This window comes from Butyrivibrio sp. WCE2006 (assembly GCF_000701985.1).
Taxonomy (GTDB): domain Bacteria; phylum Bacillota; class Clostridia; order Lachnospirales; family Lachnospiraceae; genus Butyrivibrio.
Genome location: NZ_JNKH01000005.1, coordinates 84,029 through 100,049 on the forward strand (window position 1 = coordinate 84,029; position 16,021 = coordinate 100,049).

At 40.4% G+C, this 16,021-nt stretch carries 17 protein-coding genes; 14 read left to right on the forward strand and 3 right to left on the reverse strand.

Going from position 1 to position 16,021, the window contains the following annotated elements:
* The first annotated feature begins 119 nt into the window (after nucleotides 1–119).
* From T501_RS20660 to T501_RS05425, 14 genes are all read left to right on the forward strand, one after another.
* Nucleotides 120–494 (forward strand): 23S rRNA methyltransferase, encoded by a 375-nt coding sequence (locus T501_RS20660; protein WP_242845484.1) that lies wholly within the window; start codon nucleotides 120–122, stop codon nucleotides 492–494.
* Nucleotides 495–713: 219 nt separating this feature from the next.
* Nucleotides 714–1,004, forward strand: a complete 291-nt coding sequence (locus T501_RS05370; protein WP_026511000.1) for a CD3324 family protein — start codon at nucleotides 714–716, stop codon at nucleotides 1,002–1,004.
* On the forward strand, nucleotides 988–1,296 hold the full coding sequence (locus T501_RS05375; RefSeq protein WP_051207475.1) for a DUF1062 domain-containing protein: 309 nt from the start codon (nucleotides 988–990) through the stop codon (nucleotides 1,294–1,296). Before T501_RS05370 ends, T501_RS05375 begins: the two co-directional genes overlap by 17 nt.
* A 46-nt stretch (nucleotides 1,297–1,342) precedes the next feature.
* Nucleotides 1,343–2,338, forward strand: a complete 996-nt coding sequence (locus tag T501_RS22490) for a GNAT family N-acetyltransferase (protein ID WP_081843050.1) — start codon at nucleotides 1,343–1,345, stop codon at nucleotides 2,336–2,338.
* A gap of 60 nt (nucleotides 2,339–2,398) precedes the next feature.
* Entirely contained in the window at nucleotides 2,399–2,533 is a 135-nt protein-coding gene (locus tag T501_RS22365) for a hypothetical protein (protein WP_255347420.1), read from the forward strand.
* Between the two features lie 220 nt (nucleotides 2,534–2,753).
* Nucleotides 2,754–3,830: an acyltransferase family protein gene (locus tag T501_RS05385; protein ID WP_044913791.1), complete on the forward strand. Its 1,077-nt coding sequence runs from the start codon at nucleotides 2,754–2,756 to the stop codon at nucleotides 3,828–3,830.
* Nucleotides 3,827–4,261 carry a helix-turn-helix domain-containing protein gene (locus T501_RS05390; protein ID WP_044913730.1) on the forward strand — a complete coding sequence of 145 codons (435 nt, stop codon included), beginning with the start codon at nucleotides 3,827–3,829 and terminating at the stop codon, nucleotides 4,259–4,261. Before T501_RS05385 ends, T501_RS05390 begins: the two co-directional genes overlap by 4 nt.
* 47 nt (nucleotides 4,262–4,308) lie before the next feature.
* Nucleotides 4,309–4,494, forward strand: a complete 186-nt coding sequence (locus T501_RS05395; RefSeq protein WP_207641180.1) for a hypothetical protein — start codon at nucleotides 4,309–4,311, stop codon at nucleotides 4,492–4,494.
* A gap of 101 nt (nucleotides 4,495–4,595) precedes the next feature.
* A complete protein-coding gene (locus tag T501_RS05400) occupies nucleotides 4,596–5,804 on the forward strand; it encodes a condensation domain-containing protein (protein WP_081843051.1) in 1,209 nt (402 codons plus the stop codon).
* 335 nt (nucleotides 5,805–6,139) lie between these two features.
* Nucleotides 6,140–7,585 carry an inositol monophosphatase family protein gene (locus T501_RS20035; protein ID WP_050008155.1) on the forward strand — a complete coding sequence of 482 codons (1,446 nt, stop codon included), beginning with the start codon at nucleotides 6,140–6,142 and terminating at the stop codon, nucleotides 7,583–7,585.
* 241 nt (nucleotides 7,586–7,826) lie between these two features.
* Nucleotides 7,827–8,864, forward strand: coding sequence for a DUF3089 domain-containing protein (locus T501_RS05410; RefSeq protein WP_044913732.1), 1,038 nt, complete (start codon nucleotides 7,827–7,829; stop codon nucleotides 8,862–8,864).
* A gap of 44 nt (nucleotides 8,865–8,908) precedes the next feature.
* Entirely contained in the window at nucleotides 8,909–11,068 is a 2,160-nt protein-coding gene (locus T501_RS20040) for a DEAD/DEAH box helicase (protein WP_050008156.1), read from the forward strand.
* A 34-nt stretch (nucleotides 11,069–11,102) separates the two neighbouring features.
* Nucleotides 11,103–11,990 (forward strand): SPL family radical SAM protein, encoded by an 888-nt coding sequence (locus T501_RS05420; RefSeq protein ID WP_044913733.1) that lies wholly within the window; start codon nucleotides 11,103–11,105, stop codon nucleotides 11,988–11,990.
* A gap of 156 nt (nucleotides 11,991–12,146) precedes the next feature.
* Nucleotides 12,147–12,767 (forward strand): methylated-DNA--[protein]-cysteine S-methyltransferase, encoded by a 621-nt coding sequence (locus T501_RS05425; protein WP_044913734.1) that lies wholly within the window; start codon nucleotides 12,147–12,149, stop codon nucleotides 12,765–12,767.
* 140 nt (nucleotides 12,768–12,907) lie between these two features.
* On the opposite strand, the gene T501_RS05430 is transcribed toward T501_RS05425, so the two are convergent.
* The 3 genes from T501_RS05430 to T501_RS05440 all read right to left on the reverse strand — a co-directional run bounded on the left by T501_RS05430 (nucleotide 12,908) and on the right by T501_RS05440 (nucleotide 15,914).
* Complete coding sequence (locus tag T501_RS05430) at nucleotides 12,908–13,717, reverse strand: ABC transporter ATP-binding protein (protein WP_044913735.1); 810 nt, start codon at nucleotides 13,715–13,717, stop codon at nucleotides 12,908–12,910.
* Nucleotides 13,718–13,902: 185 nt separating this feature from the next.
* Nucleotides 13,903–14,919 carry a FecCD family ABC transporter permease gene (locus T501_RS05435; RefSeq protein ID WP_044913736.1) on the reverse strand — a complete coding sequence of 339 codons (1,017 nt, stop codon included), beginning with the start codon at nucleotides 14,917–14,919 and terminating at the stop codon, nucleotides 13,903–13,905.
* Nucleotides 14,916–15,914 (reverse strand): FecCD family ABC transporter permease, encoded by a 999-nt coding sequence (locus tag T501_RS05440; protein ID WP_044913737.1) that lies wholly within the window; start codon nucleotides 15,912–15,914, stop codon nucleotides 14,916–14,918. The genes T501_RS05435 and T501_RS05440 overlap by 4 nt, the downstream gene beginning before the upstream one ends.
* Nucleotides 15,915–16,021 lie beyond the last annotated feature (107 nt).

Genomic DNA, 16,021 nt, shown 5'->3' on the forward strand with positions numbered 1-16,021 from the left:
TATTTCTTAACCCCTTCACCGCAAACTATGTAAAAAGGGGTGAACATATCAAAGCCTAGTATCTACGCAGTATGTTAAAATTGTCTGCAGTAGTATCGCATGTGGAGACGGTATGTTTATTGTCCAAACTTCATGAAGCAAAGCATCATATCAACGTAAAGGTAGATATGGACGAGCTTGATCTTACAAGTGCGGAAGCGAAAGCAACATATAAAGAGATTGAAGAATGGGTGCAGGAGTACTACGGATTCCATGTGACAAACCTGAATATAGCTCAGGTAAAGCAGAAGCATGGGATTATAGAAAGAGAAAATTACAATAAGCCAAAATCAGAAAATAGCAGACAATCGGGATGTCCGAGTGAGTCGCCCATCAGCGAAGCTGATTTAAATGCGACGAACGATATGCCGCCGACCAAAGGGAGGGGGCGTTACATCTGTGAAGAAAAGGTAAAGGCTATAGAAGAGGCTTTGAAATTTTTTAAGATGATATAAGGCCTGATTTATGGAGCAAGTTCTTTTATAATTATTGTTAAGGTTGAATCGTAAACTGTATTCAAGTACAATTTACAAAGATTTTACTTTATTTGATTGGAAAGGAGCATGATTATATGACCATCAGAGTTGTTACCGCTCAGTAGTCTGAGCTTAAATAATAAATGAATCGTAAGCTCAGATGAATCCTAAAAGAAATATCAATTTAGGAGGAGCATTATGAGCTATATTAAGGCAGAGAACGTGCTGCCACAGGAACTGATTGAAACGATTCAGCAATATGTAGACGGTAAATTGATCTATATTCCTTGCAAGGAAAAACAGGAGTGGGGAACCACGACTTCTGCCAAGGTCTTCTTTCGTGAAAGAAATGAAGAAATATACGAAAACTACATAGGCGGAATAGGAATACACGAACTTGCACACAGGTTTTCCTTGTCGGAGAAAAGCATTCAGAGAATCCTCAGGAATCAGAGGCTGGCCTTAAGCAAAGGTGCCCCTTCTGTCTGATCATACCAAAACAAGAGTGTTCTTTAGATGTGGAGGTTGTGGGAAGAAACAGGAGTTTATCAATTCCTATAGATTTAGAGTAAATGCTAACGGTAAGAGTGTTGATGTATGGCTGATATATCGATGTAAGAAATGTAAGCATTCCAAGAACCTCACAATTTATGAAAGGACTCGTCCAGGAAAGATACCTGAAGAATTGTTTGAGAGTTTTATGAATAACGATATGGAAACTGCCATGAAGTATGGTAGCGATATAGACTTTTTAAAAAGAAACAATGCTGAATTAAAATGAATTTCGGCCGGGCTATGTGTCCGGCCATTTCAATAGGGAGAATGTAATGGAAGAACAATATTTTTTTCATGTAATATCCGACATCCCCAAGAAGGTTGGTGAAACTATTATTCTGGATGACACGCATCCAAATGGTGTGCACAAGCGTGTATATGAAGAACTTGAAACGGTAAATGATATATACAGCAATCCTGAAAAATATAAGGATACAGAACTGACGCACAAGGTGGATGTAGCGCTTCGTGAGCTTGCGTTGGAAAAAGTTAGAAAAGAAAAGTATTCGGAGTACCCTTCGAGAATGGCTTCGCTATATGTGTCTAAGTCATACGAGGAAGCTGAGAGGTGGGGAGACTATTTTGCTAAGTTAGGAAGACCTACTTTCGGAATTGCAAAGATAAAAGTGACTGGAAGAGTTTTTAAAGGAGATGCCTACAAGTGTTTTGATGGAGTAACAGACGAACAAGAGAATCTTAGGATGGCTGAAATCTATTGGCAGAATGGAGCTAATGAGGATGGACATGAATCAATCGTGGAGATTCTTGCTGACGGAGATATAGAGATTGTTGAGATGGTAAAAGATATTAATGCGAATACGGAATACAAATATTTTGAGTTGAGAGAAAAACCCGACTTAAAAGATATGGCTGCAGATTGGTTTCACAAAAAGTGGGGAGTCCCCAAGGATGCTTATCTTGAATGTATGACAGCGTATCTTAATAAAGAGACCGAAAATGGTTGGTACCTATGCATGTTAGGAGATCAAATTGTCGGGGGGTTAGGTGTAATCGATAATGATTTTCATGACAGGAAGGACTTAAGCCCCAATGTTTGCGCTGTATATACTGAAGAGGCTCATCGTGGACAGGGGATAGCAGGAAATCTGCTTAATCTTGTTGTGGAGAACATGAATAAAAAAGGAATTTCACCGCTCTATCTTGTTACAGATCATACTGGTTTTTATGAGCGTTATGGATGGGAGTTTTACTGTATGGCTCAAGGGGATGATGAACCGGAGCAGACGAGATTGTACATTCATCGATGATACATTTGAAATAAACAACTAGGAAAAGACGCACTCTATACTTACTAATGGCAGGTATGAGTGCGCCTTTTTCTTGAAAAAGAAAATGTAATAGATTTCGGAAAAGCATTTGACATTGATTTATTTGGCATAATGGCAATCAACTCTCTGCAGGTCATGCAGGACTTTGGGGTTAACCTTATAAGAGAAAGTTAAAGCGATAGAGGTTGCTCTGAGACATTTTCAGATGATATAGTAGCAAATTTATTTTCCAGGATTATTGACGGCACCAATGAGCGCTTTTATAAAACTATGCGCTCGCAACCAAATTTAACAAAAAATAGCAAAATATGTAAGCTTCGCTTGGTAGACAGGTGGAGCTTACTTTTTTATGATTGAGAAAAATGTTAAAATATTTAGCAAAGGTGGTAGAAACATGAGAAAGGTATATTTGGATAATATTCGTTGGATAACAGTAGTGCTGGTTGTCATCTATCATGTAATATACATATTCAACGGTGTAATACAACATGGAATCATCGGTCCCTTCAGTGAGCATCAGCCCCAGGATACGTATCAGTACATTGTATATCCCTGGTTCATGTTACTTCTGTTTGTGGTATCCGGCATGTCAGCCCGCTATGAACTGGTTAAGCGAACAGAGAAGGAATTCATCAGAGTAAGGACGAGAAAGTATCTTGTGCCATCAACAATCGGCCTTCTGGTTTTCGGCTGGGTTCTTGGCTATTACAACATGCTGATGTCTGGTGCATTTAATTCCATGAACAACGTACCGGGGCTAATCCTTTTCCTGATAATGGCAGTCAGCGGATCAGGTCCGCTGTGGTACATTCAGATGCTTTGGCTCTTCAGCCTGATACTGGTACTGATCAGAAGGATTGAAAAAGACAGATTCTATAATATCTGTGGTAAAGCAAATCTTTTGACACTTATACTTCTTGTTATACCTGTATATGGAGCGGCGCAGATACTTAACACACCGATAATTGTGGTATACAGATTCGGTATCTACGGACTGGGCTTTATGATCGGCTACTTTGTATTGTCCCATGACGAAGTGATGGATCGACTTGGTAAAAACTGGCTGTTATTAAGCATCCTTGCCTTCGTATCCTGCATAGCCTTTGTGATTTTATATAAAGGTCAGCCTTATCCGGATCACGTAGTTCTGGACACAATCATGTGCAATGTATACGCATGGTTTGGAACTCTCGGTATACTTGCCTTCATGAAAAAATGGGGAAATTTCACGAATGCTTTCTCAAAGTGGATGTGCCGAAAATCATGGGGCCTCTACGTATTCCATTATCTGATGATAGCGGTCAGCGGATGGTATCTGCATACATTATGTCCGTTCCTTGCCCCTGTCATCGTATACCTGTTGGTTGCAATAGCAGCATTCGCAGGCTCCTACCTTCTGTATGAAATCATGAGCCGCATACCTTTCATAAGGTGGTGTGTTCTGGGAATAAAAAAGGAGAAGAAAGAATGAGTTTTGCTGACAATCTTATGGAATTAAGAAAGCTTAATAACCTGTCACAGGAGGAAATTGCAGAGAAGATAGGCGTATCCAGACAGACGCTTTCAAAATATGAGACCGGAGAGTCGCTGCCGGACATAAAGAGATGTAAGATGCTGGCTGACCTCTTTGGTGTATCCATGGACGACCTTATCTCATATGAAAAAAATGATTCGGACAACCTGGGATATGCTATACCGCCGAAAGGAAAACATATCTTTGGAATGGTCAAAGTGGGAGATAAGGGTCAGATCGTCATTCCTGCCAAAGCAAGAAAGATCTTCGATATTAAAACAGGCGACAATCTGATTGTCCTCGGAGATGAATTCCAGGGTATAGCTCTTATTAAGGAGACGGGCCTTCTCGGTCTTATCAACAGTGTGAAAGAAAGTATAACTGACTAAAATACATAAAGGTATTCTACTGCCAGGGCGGGTTTAACTATGAAAAGATGAAGACGCCATCTCGTATTGCTATGAAGATGTTTGTGTCAGCCTTAAAAAACAAGAAGGATGCCACTGAGAAAGAGAAGGTAATGGCTGAGAAGATGGCTTCATCCTATGACATCTCTGATATCAAATACATAGAGCCTATCGTTATGTATCTTGGAGAAAAAGACAATGAAAAAGCTGTTTAAGACATTTCTTACGATAGTAATCAAAGCCGCGGTCAGGGATGCGTTAAGATCAGATCATTAGTCTTTTCAGTAAAACCGATTATAAGGAGAAAGAGTGATTTATGCCAGGTAGGAAATACTTATATACGGAAAGGGCGCACTATATGTCCCCGAACATGCACTTCGGTATCATGGCGGAAATCGGATCGGAGTTCGATGCGGACGGTATCATCGAGAGCATTGGTGTTCTTAGATCGGCTCATCCGCTTATGAGAAGTCTGATAGCCGAGGAGGAGGGAAGTTCAATGATATATTATGAGGAGCATCCTGAACTTGAGATTCCGATAACGATAGAAGATGCAGACGATAACTGGCAGACTGATTATGAGGCGGTATCTTCAGCTGGATGGAATGTTCAGAAGGAAGCGCTGCTCAAGGTCTATGCTTATCCATCCGAGAACGGAACGAGAGTCCTTTTTATAACGCATCATCTTCTTTGCGACGGGAGAGGGCTTCTACAGTTGGTGCAGGAGTTTGCGGATCATTATACTAGCGGTGCCAGGCCGCACCCGGTTGATGAGAAGCTGATGGAAAGCCTTGATGATCTTCCGAATGGCAGCGACCTTAGGTTTATCAGCAGGGCGCTGATCAGAGATGCCAATAAGAAGTGGCGTAAAGAAGGGCATAGGGTCAGCTACGACGAGTATCTTGAGTTTGAACGTGATCATGATCGCAAACAGGATATAAAGCGTGAGATAAAGAGAGTTGACGGAGAAGAGCTTGATACGCTCCTGGGTTTATGCAGAGAAAACGGGGTATCGCTAAATGACTATCTTGTTGCTAAGATGATGATCGATGAGAAAACAAATAAGGTGGTCATAGCTTCTGACATAAGGGATAAGATTAAAAACTATAAGGAAGGCTCGCTTGGAAACTATGCTACAGCATTCAGCGTAGTGGTTAAGAAGAAAACCTCTGAGATCATGGAACTCGCCAGGGCTGTAGATCATGAAGTCAGGAGCATAATAAGTAAGCCGGATAGGGAGATGCTCGTTCTCTCGTGTTATTTCAATATGGATCCGGAACTCCTCGATGCCATAGCTATATCGACTCTTGGAAGTTTTGAGAGCAAGGCCGGCAGATTTGTCGGCAGCAAGATGTTCGGTTATGAAAAGCGCGACGGCCATTGTATCACGAACCTTGGAAGAGCAGAGAGCAACACTATAAGAGAGGGTGTATTCATTCCGCCGGCATCTCCCGTAAACAGGAAGGCGTGGGGTGTTCTGACGATAAACAATAAGATGAGGATTTGTTCGATACAGTCAAAGTAAGGAAGAACATATCACTTTAAAAGAATATATAAAGCGCTTTATTTATACACCTCAAAAGATAAAAACGTTCCTAATAACAGGCCTGTTCTGCATATTTAGATAGGAGGATATGAAATGGAATTGAAGGGGAAGGAACTGGAAGAACAGTATTTGAAAGCGACTGCTGAAAGACCTGATCTGATGGGGTATTCAAATCATGTTGTTCAAATATTCATCAAGAATTAAAATAGTTAGAGGATGAAAAGTGGAATACACACATTTTGTTTTTGAACCACATATCCCATGCTACAGGTTTGATGAATACTGACACATTCGGATTATAAGGAGGACTTAAGATGGCAGGGCAGATTACCCATATGGAAATCGCGCGCAGGCTTATTGATAAATTGGGGATAGACGAGGGAAAAGAGGAATTCATTTTAGGCTCTGTCGCTCCTGATTCTGTGCATTTTGATGAAGACTATCTAAGTAAAAAAATCCACTCTCATCTTTTTGAAAACTGTGGTCCATGGGGAGATACTCAGAACTATGATAACTGGATAGAAAATATCCGGACCTTTTGGACAGGATATGTAGTAAATGAAAAAAACAGCATACAGCGTTCATTCTATATCGGAATAGTTGTGCATTGTCTTACGGACTATTGGAATGATCTACTTATTTGGCGCGCTCTTCAAAAAAAGATGATTCCTCCCATGACCTACGACGGATTCAAGGAGGCTTATTCTCCCGAGTCAAATAGGATAGACAGGTGGCTCTATCAGAATATCGAAAGTGCCGATCAGATAATGAATCTGCTTGAAAACTCCCATGAAACGGATTTTGAAGACTATCTGAAAGCTGCTTGCATAACGAAGATGAAAAGACATCTCATAGACGTGCAATACAATCTCCCGGATCCTATTGATGTATCAGGTCATAAATTTTACAAGTCTGATATGATGCTTAAGTTTGTAAGTGAAGTACCTGACAGGATATGTGAGCAGATAAAAGAGTTTGAAAATACTCCTGTAGCACAGATACAGGATATAACAAAAATTGTAAAAGAAGCCGGGGACTTAATGCTAAATGCGCATCGTCCCAAGATAATGGAAAAAAGCGGGCATGCAAATTTCGTAACAGAGTCCGATGAGAAAATTCAGAGATTTATTGTGTCTAAGCTGGAGGAAGTATTACCTGAAGCCAAATTTTTAGGAGAAGAAGATGGACAAGATGTGTTTTCTTCCAAGATGAGCAGCGGATATTGCTTTGTGATAGACCCAATAGATGGAACTTCCAACTTTATCTATGAGTACAGACCATCTGTGATTTCAGTGGGACTTCTTAAGGACGGAAAACCGTACATGGCTGTAGTTTACAATCCCTATGACGATATGATGTTTCATGCTACAGCAGGGCAGGGAGCTTATATGAATGGAGAGAAGATAATGTCATCTGATGCACCTCTATCGGATTCACTTGCTGTATTTGGGACAGCACCCTATTACGAGGATCTAAGGGACAGAACCTTTGATATTGCAAAAAAGCTTCTTCCACTGTGTGTTGATCTTAGAAGATCCGGCACCGCTGCATGGGATATGTGCTGCGTGGCCCTTGGAAGATGCGGACTGTATTTCGAAATGAGAATTCAGCTGTGGGATTATGCAGCAGCTGCACTTATAGCACAGGAAGCAGGATGCAAAATTACTGATATTGAGGGCAATCCCTTATCCTATAGCGGCCCTACGACAGCGATCTGTCTTTCCAGAGGAATAAAGGATATCCCTGAGTGCTTTCTGTAAAGCAAAGGTGTTTATGGTTTTTTAAGTAATGTCAAAACATAATAATGGTATTATTGATTTAGAAGCTTGAGAAAGGCTATGAAAACCTTTAGAAGGTCATGGAGTATATGTTTGTGTTGTTTTTATGAGGGCTGAATATGAACAGAAAAAATTATGTTAGCGCAAGTAGTTTTACGCTTACGGTATCCGTATCAGATCGGACTAAGTAGGATATAAATAGCATTTATAGAGGAGGGAGCAAATGAGGAATTCTGGAAGAATGCTGGTTTCAATTTTCTTAATGGTGGCGGTAGTATTTTCAGTAAGAATCAGTGCTGAGGCAGTGAGAGTTCTGCCGTTTACAAGTCCCATGGATTATTCAATCTCAGATAACTGGCTCTATGATGGCGCATATCCGGAGAACTCTGTGGATGTCTTTATTGTTGCGCCAACAGTAGACACAGTCAGTGAGAGTAATTCGGCTATTACACCAAAATACAAAAGCTTATTCAGAAATGCCATGAACCAACAGCAGGCTATCTATGCAAAAACGGCACGCATATATGCGCCATATTACAGGCAGGCATCGATTAAGGTATATACCATGGAAGATGCTGCAGCAAAAGAGCAGGCAATGCAGAATGCATATATTGATGTGTCAGCGGCATTTAAGTACTACATCGAACATAAGAATAATGGAAGACCTCTTATTCTTGCGGGCTTTTCACAGGGGGCGGATATGTGCTACAGACTCCTTGAAGAATACTATGGCGGAAATGGAGAAAGAGCTGTAAATCTCAGGGAAAACCTGATAGCCGTTTATGCTATAGGCTGGAGCATGACACAAGATATGATCACTAAGTATCCTCAGATAGTTCCTGCAACCGGAGAGACAGATACCGGTGTGGTAATAAGCTATGACTGCGAGGATGGAACAGTAACAGATTCGTTGGTTACACCTGCAGGAACAAAGGCGCTTTCAATTAATCCCCTCAACTGGAGAACAGATAGTACAGTAGCTTCTAAGAAAATCAATAAAGGAACCGTTACTCAGGATAGTAAGACAGGGGCTATTCTTTCCGTGGAAGTAGGAAAGTACGGAGCATATATTGACCCGGTAAGAGGCACTTTAGTGGTAACTGATATTGATACCGGAAAGTATCCTAAGATTCTTGATATGTTTCCCGATGGAAGCCTGCATATTTATGATAATTTTCTTTTCTTTGTAAATCTTCAGGAGAATGTGCAGAAACGAACAGAAAGCTTTCTTCAGAAAAAGGCTGCATTAAATGCTGCCTGATTAAAAAATAAGGATGTTTTTGGATTACATAAAATAAATACTGAATGAATAAACCAAATTTCAGAGATTTAAAAAAGTTAATAAAAGCGGTTGATGATCTTAATATTGCCATTAAGAAAATATATGGTGACCGGGCTCGTCAGGAAAATAATATTAAACAGCTTTGTAACAGGATTGCAGGAGCACAGGCTAAGAAGGAGCTTTTTAATGTTTCCGTGGATGAACTTAAGAATGCAAAAGCCGGGATCCGTGTTCAGGCTCTTATGGAGGCTGGTTATAATAACCTCGGTCAGATAGCCGGGGCAACTGATTTTGAGATACAGGCTGTTAACGGTATAGGAGAAAAACAGACAGAGGCAATCAGAGGTGTTATTACCGAATTTGCCAATAGTATTGCATCCAAAGTTACGATAAGACTTGATGCTGACGCTGTTTCGGAAAATACTGCTGATAATTCAGAGCTTATTACAGAGCTTGCCAATTATATCAATAGTGAAAAAATTAGGGGAGATGCCTACGAAGGCGTTCCGAATCTTGATGCCTATGCACAAAAGATTAAGGGCAGTGGAATAATCAGGAACAGTTTTCGCTGGTTCTTTTCTTCAACCGCGTCTAAGCAGAATACTGTGGACATGGCTGAAAACATATACGAATTTTGCAGCAGCGCTTTTTTTGAAAGAATGATTCATATTGCTGATCAGTATCAGGGTGCATCTAACACCCCGCAGGCTGAGGCACTGGAATTATTCAGAAGGAGTAGCGCTGATTTCTATGCAATTTTGGAGAATCTTGGCAATGCTGTAGGAAATAAGCCCTTTGTTTATGACAGCATTCCGGCTCAGCTGGCGGAAAAGATAAATGAGACTGAGCTAAATCTTGATGGATTTAGAGGAAATCTAAGGGCATATCAGGTTTTTGGAGCAAAATACATCTTATGCCAGAAGAAAGTTCTTCTTGGTGATGAGATGGGACTTGGAAAGACAATCCAGGCCATTGCTGCAATGTCCCATATACAGATTACGGAAAATGAAAATTGCCATTATCTTATTGTATGCCCTGCAAGTGTACTGATTAATTGGGACAGAGAAATCATAAAGTTCAGTAGCATAGAAACTTTTATCTTACATGGTCAGACAATTGAAGAATCTTTTGACAGATGGCAGGTAAATGGTGGTGCGGCTATAACCAACTATGAATCAATGGGTAAGATCGTAGATCGTATAGACAATCATATGTCTTTGGCGATGCTGATAATCGATGAAGCTCATTACATGAAGAATCCTGATGCTAAAAGAACTATGTATATCAGAAGGCTTGAAAATGAGTCTGAGAGAATCCTTTTGATGACAGGAACTCCTCTGGAAAATCGGGTTGATGAAATGTGCAACCTGATTGATTTTGTCAGGCCGGATATGACAAAAGAGGTAAGGAATCTGGCGAATATCAGCCATTTGCCTCAGTTTAAAGAAAGTCTTGCTCCTGTTTATATCAGAAGAACGAGGAAGCAGGTTCTGAAAGAGCTTCCTGAGATTGATCAGGAGCTTGAGTGGTGTAGTCTTACAGATATTGATAGAAATAATTACCGTGATGCAATTCTTAATGGAAACTTTTCTGATATGCGAAGAGTATCGTTTCTTCAGGATGACATGGCTACATCATCTAAATGTATGAGACTGATGGAACTTCTTGAGCTGGCGGAGAGTGAAGGAAGAAAGGTTATCATATACTCGTTTTTTAGAGAGACAATATCTAAAGTCAGCGCTCTTCTGGGAGATCAATGCATAGGCGTGATTAGCGGAGACACTAAGATGTGTACAAGGCAGCTTTTGGTGGACAAGCTATCAGATGCTCCGGGTGGAAGTGTTCTTGTGAGTCAGATAATAGCTGGTGGTGTTGGGTTTAATATCCAGGCAGCCAGCATAGTAGTGTTCTGTGAACCTCAGATCAAACCATCTCTTGAAAGCCAGGCACTTTCAAGAGTATATAGAATGGGGCAAGTCAGAAATGTGCTGGTCTACAAGCTATTATGCCCTGATACTATTGATGATGATATGATGCTGATTCTTGAGGAAAAACAGGTAGAGTTTGACAACTATGCTGACGAATCCGTAGTTGCAGGTGCATATGATAATATCATGGACAAGGAATGGATTACTAAGGCAATAGAAAAAGAAAGACAAAAGTATTTACCGATGGCGCTTTGAGGAACGAAAGGATGGGGCAAAGGGGAAAGCGGTTATGCATTTTGTGGAAGCTAAAGGAATATTGACAGGAAGCGGTGGACATTACGGTATGAATATTTACAGAGGATGTTCCCACGGTTGCATATATTGTGATAGCAGAAGTAAGTGCTACCAGTTTACACATCCATTTGAAGATATAGAAGTAAAGCAGAATGCGCCTGAGCTTCTAGAGATGGCATTAAAATCCAAGAGAAAAAAGTGCATGATTGGAACAGGGTCTATGTCGGATCCTTATATGCATTGTGAAGCAAACTTGCGACTTACAAGAAAGTGCCTTGAAATCATACGGAAATATGAATTTGGAGTTGCCATCCAAACTAAATCGGACCGTATCCTTCAAGACATAGATCTTTTAGATGAGATAAATCGTGCAGCGAAATGTGTTGTACAAATTACACTTACGACATATGATGATGACTTGTGTCAGATACTTGAACCGAATGTCTGCAATACTAAGCGTAGAATAGAAGTGTTGGAAGAGATGCAGAAAAGAGGGATTCCCACGGTTGTATGGATGACGCCAATTCTTCCTTTCATAAATGATACAGAGGAAAATATAACATCAATTCTTAATGAGTGTGTACGTGTAGGAGTGAGGGGGATAATTGATTTTGGAATGGGATTAACGCTGCGAGATGGCGACAGGGAATATTATTATGCTGCGCTTGATAAGCATTTTCCGGGAATGAAGGAAAGGTATATCAGACAATTTGGAAATGCATATGATATTCCGAGCCCTCGCGCAAAAGAGTTGCGAAATATATTTAAGAAGATATGCAAGGCAAATGGGATTCTATCAAGTCCGGAGGAATGCTTTGAGTTTATGCACGAATTGCCGGAAAAATATGAGCAGATGAGCATATTTGATTTTATAACTTCCTGAGGGCAAAAGCATTCAGAAATTTTTTTTTTCGAATGTTTTTTCTTCTTATCGTTCAAGAAGTCAAAAATAAAAGTTTTATAATAGGCTCCCCGGGCAGGAGTTTCCGCCGCGTAAACGGGAGCATTTATACAAAATTTTAATGGGGCATTTATACAGATGAAAACCAGACAGGAAGCATTGGAATACGGATTATCTTTCCCTGATACATATAAGGAAGCGCCGTTTAGAGAGCAAAACTGGCAGCTTGTCAGGGTAAATGGTAGTAAAAAAGCATTTTTATGGACCTATGAAAAGGACGGTTATATCAATCTGAATGTAAAGGTTGATCCGGATTTCAGAGATTTGTGGAGAAAGGCTTACGCATCAGTTATTCCCGCTTATCATCAGAATAAAGAGCATTGGAACACTGTTATCCTTGATGGAACGATTCCGGATGATGAGATAAAAAAGATGATCGCTTTGAGCTATGATCTCGTTACTGATTCACCGACCAAGAGAATTTATGAGGCTGTTAAAAAAATTCCCAAGGGTAAAGTTGCAACATATGGTCAGGTGGCAGCTATGGCCGGTAATGCCAAAATGTCCAGAGCTGTAGGCAATGCTCTTCATAAAAATCCTGATCCTGACAACATTCCATGCTTTCGGGTGGTTAACTCCGAGGGGAAACTTTCAGGCAATTTCGCATTTGGTGAAGGAGTTCAGGAAAGACTTCTTAAAGAAGACGGAATAGAAGTTGAGAATGGAAAAGTAGATTTATCGAAGTATGGAATGCTATAATTGCACATGAAAAGTTTTTTTATTTGTAAAGCAACGAGAGGTCGGAATCATTCCGAGCGATATGGCAGGATTACGAAGTTATCGTGCCGGTACATATTATATGAGGTGGCGAATTTTTTATTATTGAAGTAAGGCGCCTTTTATGATGCAACACTAATGGTATCATGTGAACTCACCGGAATAATGAAAGGACTTCCTGAAAGGGGGTCTTTTATCACAACACTGTTTATACCATAAATGTCTCTTATTGTTGCCTCAGTTATGATTTCTTCAGGTGTTCCTTCTGTGAGAAGATGACCATCTTTCATAGCAAAAATATGATCCGCATATTTTGATGAGAGATTGATATCGTGTAAAACCATTACAATAGTGGTTTTTCTTACTCTGTTAAGCTCCTTTAAAAGATCCAGGATTTCAACCTGATATGCAATATCAAGATAGGTTGTTGGCTCGTCAAGAAAAAGAATATCCGTATTCTGTGCAAGGGCAAGAGCTATGAAAACTCTCTGTCTTTGTCCGCCGGATAATTCATCTATGCTTCTGTCTGCAAGATCTGTAATATTCATCGCGCACATTGCACTGTCAATTGCTTTATAATCCTCGCGGGATAGGGAACCCATGAATTTCCTGTGGGGAAAACGGCCCCTTGAAACAAGCTCTGCGACCTTGATTCCCTCAGGGGCAGTAAGAGTCTGAGGCAGAAGACCAATGGTCTTTGCAATATCCTTTGATCTCATACATTTAAGGGAAGTGTCATTTAGTGTAATGGAGCCTTCGCCAGGCTGCAAAAGTCTGCAGAAGGTTTTTAGGAGCGTTGATTTTCCGCTTCCGTTTGAACCAAGAATTACACTGATCTTGTTTTCAGGAATAGCGATATTTACAGAGTCCAAAATATTTCCATTTCCATATCCAACGCTAATATTATTTGCCTTAAGTGTATTTTTCTTCATGATATTTCCCTTTCATATAGGCTTCATCGTAAGATGAAGGCGTGTTTGGTGATTGTGGTCATAAGGGGATATCGCTTGCGGTGGATTCCTTATGACTCGTTAAAGCCTGATTTTCGTTCGGTTTTTTCCTTGCTATCGTTCGAAAGGATAAATCCTTAGTGAGGTTTATTAACATCCCGGTCCATTTATTGGAGCTTTCGCTGTGAGATGAGTAAATAAATTAAGTATGGAGCACCCAGGATTCCCGTAATTACGCCGACAGGATATCTCGTAAATAAAAGGTTCTGTCCGATAAAGTCTCCGCCAAGAACAAGTATTGCTCCTATGAGACCTGAGGTAACTATGTTTGAATGACTTCTGCCGCAGATTTTTCCTGCAATTGGGCCTGATAAAAAAGCTATAGATGAGATTGGACCTGATATTGCAGTGGAAAAAGCTATCAGGATCACGGAGCACACCATCAAAAGAGTTCTGACAAAATTAACTCTGACGCCCAGAATTATTGCAAACTGTTCTCCAAGCACCAGTGACTGCATGGCATGATTTAAGACGATTATTGTTCCAAGGCAGATAATTACCACCAATGCCAGAAGCGGAAGAGAGTCAGTCACGATTCCGTTCAGGTTTCCGTTCATCCATCTCATGGCTGTTGGGACATCGTATTCAGCAGCTTTCATAACCATCCAGTTTATAAGCGCTGTAAAAAATGCCTGAAATCCAATTCCCACAAGTATAAGCCTTCCTGAGGAAAACTTATCTAAATATGAGATGCGATAGATGAGCACTGCCACAAGGATACCGGCTACAACTGATATTACCGACACGATGTTTCTGTTTAGATTAAGAAACAAAATGCAATATACAGCTGCCACGGTTGAACCCTGGCTTACGCCGATAATATCAGGACTTGCCAGCGGATTATTCAGTAATGTCTGAAAAATGTTTCCCGCAACTCCAAAGGCAATTCCGCAAAGAACGGCGGTGAGCATTCTCGGAAACCTTAATTTTGCAATTATGTAGGTTCCCTCTTTACTGACTCCGGTTATGGTTTTGAGTACCTGCAAAAAGGAATAATTCTTTTCACCAATACAAAGATTTATAATGCAAAGCGCAATGACTATGGTAAGCAGTATCAATGCTGTAAGAATATATTTGCTTTTCCTTCTTTTTACTCCGGAAAGTGATTTCGAGTATGTATTCATAGGCTCTGTATCCTCGCCTTTCGAATAATGAATATGAAAACAGGTGCACCAAGCAGGGCAGTTATTATTCCGGATTCAAGCTCTCCCGGACGACCCAGAATTCTGCCTGCTACATCAGATAATATGAGCACACAGCTTCCATACAGTCCGCTGCAGGTAATAAGGTGCTTGTGATCGCTTCCGACTACCATTCTTATAAAATGTGGCACCATAAGTCCTACAAAAGCTATGGGACCTGCAAGCGCAGTGGTTGATGCGCACAGAAGAACTCCGCAGAGAGCTGCCATTAGTCTTACGCGATTTATATTAAGTCCCAGAGAAACTGCTGATTCTTCTGCAAGAAGCAGGATATTAAGGTTGTCAGAGGATAAAAGACTGACGATCACCGATATCAGAAAAATCGGAAGTATCAGCAGGATATCGTCAAAACCTGTCCCTCCGATGCTGCCTATCTGCCAGAATCTGTAGGTTGTCATAACACTTGAATCAGGCATAAGTACAATATTAATAATAGAAGACAGGGCGATACTTGCTGCAGATCCGGCAATAGCAAGCTTAATTGGTGTCGGACCGCTGTAACCTGATGAAGCCAGTTTATAGACAATGAGAGCTGTTATCATGGCACCTGCAAATGAAAGTCCCATGTAAGAGAGCTTTGACTGAATATTGAAAAAAGCTATACCGATTACAATAAAAAGTGAAGCTCCTGTATTTACTCCAAGGATACTGGGATCAGCGATGGGATTTCTGGTAATTGTCTGCATCAAAACACCTGAGATTGCAAGAGAAGCTCCGGCAATGACTCCAAAGATTGTTCGTGGTATTCTTGCCTGAACAACATTTACATTGAATGACTCAGTATTCCTGCTTAAAACTGCATCGATAACGTCAGATAAACCTACGTATTTTGTTCCGTAGGTTATCGACAACGCCATTGATATAAATATGAGTATTATTCCTAAAATATAAATTGTTCCGATTTTCTTAGTATTCATCTATTCCGATTAGTGCATTATGAATTAAAGCACTTTCTTATTATTTATTAGTTTATTGGGTGCAGCATAGCAAACTGCACCCTTTATTTGAACAAATTACTTAATTA

Bases quoted from the DNA above. Each gene is read 5' to 3' on its own strand.
- T501_RS05370 (WP_026511000.1), top strand. From the start codon at position 714: ATGAGCTATATTAAGGCAGAGAACGTGCTGCCACAGGAACTGATTGAA.
- T501_RS22490 (WP_081843050.1), top strand. From the start codon at position 1,343: ATGGAAGAACAATATTTTTTTCATGTAATATCCGACATCCCCAAGAAG.
- T501_RS05385 (WP_044913791.1), top strand. From the start codon at position 2,754: ATGAGAAAGGTATATTTGGATAATATTCGTTGGATAACAGTAGTGCTG.
- T501_RS05390 (WP_044913730.1), top strand. From the start codon at position 3,827: ATGAGTTTTGCTGACAATCTTATGGAATTAAGAAAGCTTAATAACCTG.
- T501_RS05395 (WP_207641180.1), top strand. From the start codon at position 4,309: ATGAAGACGCCATCTCGTATTGCTATGAAGATGTTTGTGTCAGCCTTA.
- T501_RS05400 (WP_081843051.1), top strand. From the start codon at position 4,596: ATGCCAGGTAGGAAATACTTATATACGGAAAGGGCGCACTATATGTCC.
- T501_RS20035 (WP_050008155.1), top strand. From the start codon at position 6,140: ATGGCAGGGCAGATTACCCATATGGAAATCGCGCGCAGGCTTATTGAT.
- T501_RS05410 (WP_044913732.1), top strand. From the start codon at position 7,827: ATGAGGAATTCTGGAAGAATGCTGGTTTCAATTTTCTTAATGGTGGCG.
- T501_RS20040 (WP_050008156.1), top strand. From the start codon at position 8,909: ATGAATAAACCAAATTTCAGAGATTTAAAAAAGTTAATAAAAGCGGTT.
- T501_RS05420 (WP_044913733.1), top strand. From the start codon at position 11,103: ATGCATTTTGTGGAAGCTAAAGGAATATTGACAGGAAGCGGTGGACAT.
- T501_RS05425 (WP_044913734.1), top strand. From the start codon at position 12,147: ATGAAAACCAGACAGGAAGCATTGGAATACGGATTATCTTTCCCTGAT.
- T501_RS05430 (WP_044913735.1), bottom strand. From the start codon at position 13,717: ATGAAGAAAAATACACTTAAGGCAAATAATATTAGCGTTGGATATGGA.
- T501_RS05435 (WP_044913736.1), bottom strand. From the start codon at position 14,919: ATGAATACATACTCGAAATCACTTTCCGGAGTAAAAAGAAGGAAAAGC.
- T501_RS05440 (WP_044913737.1), bottom strand. From the start codon at position 15,914: ATGAATACTAAGAAAATCGGAACAATTTATATTTTAGGAATAATACTC.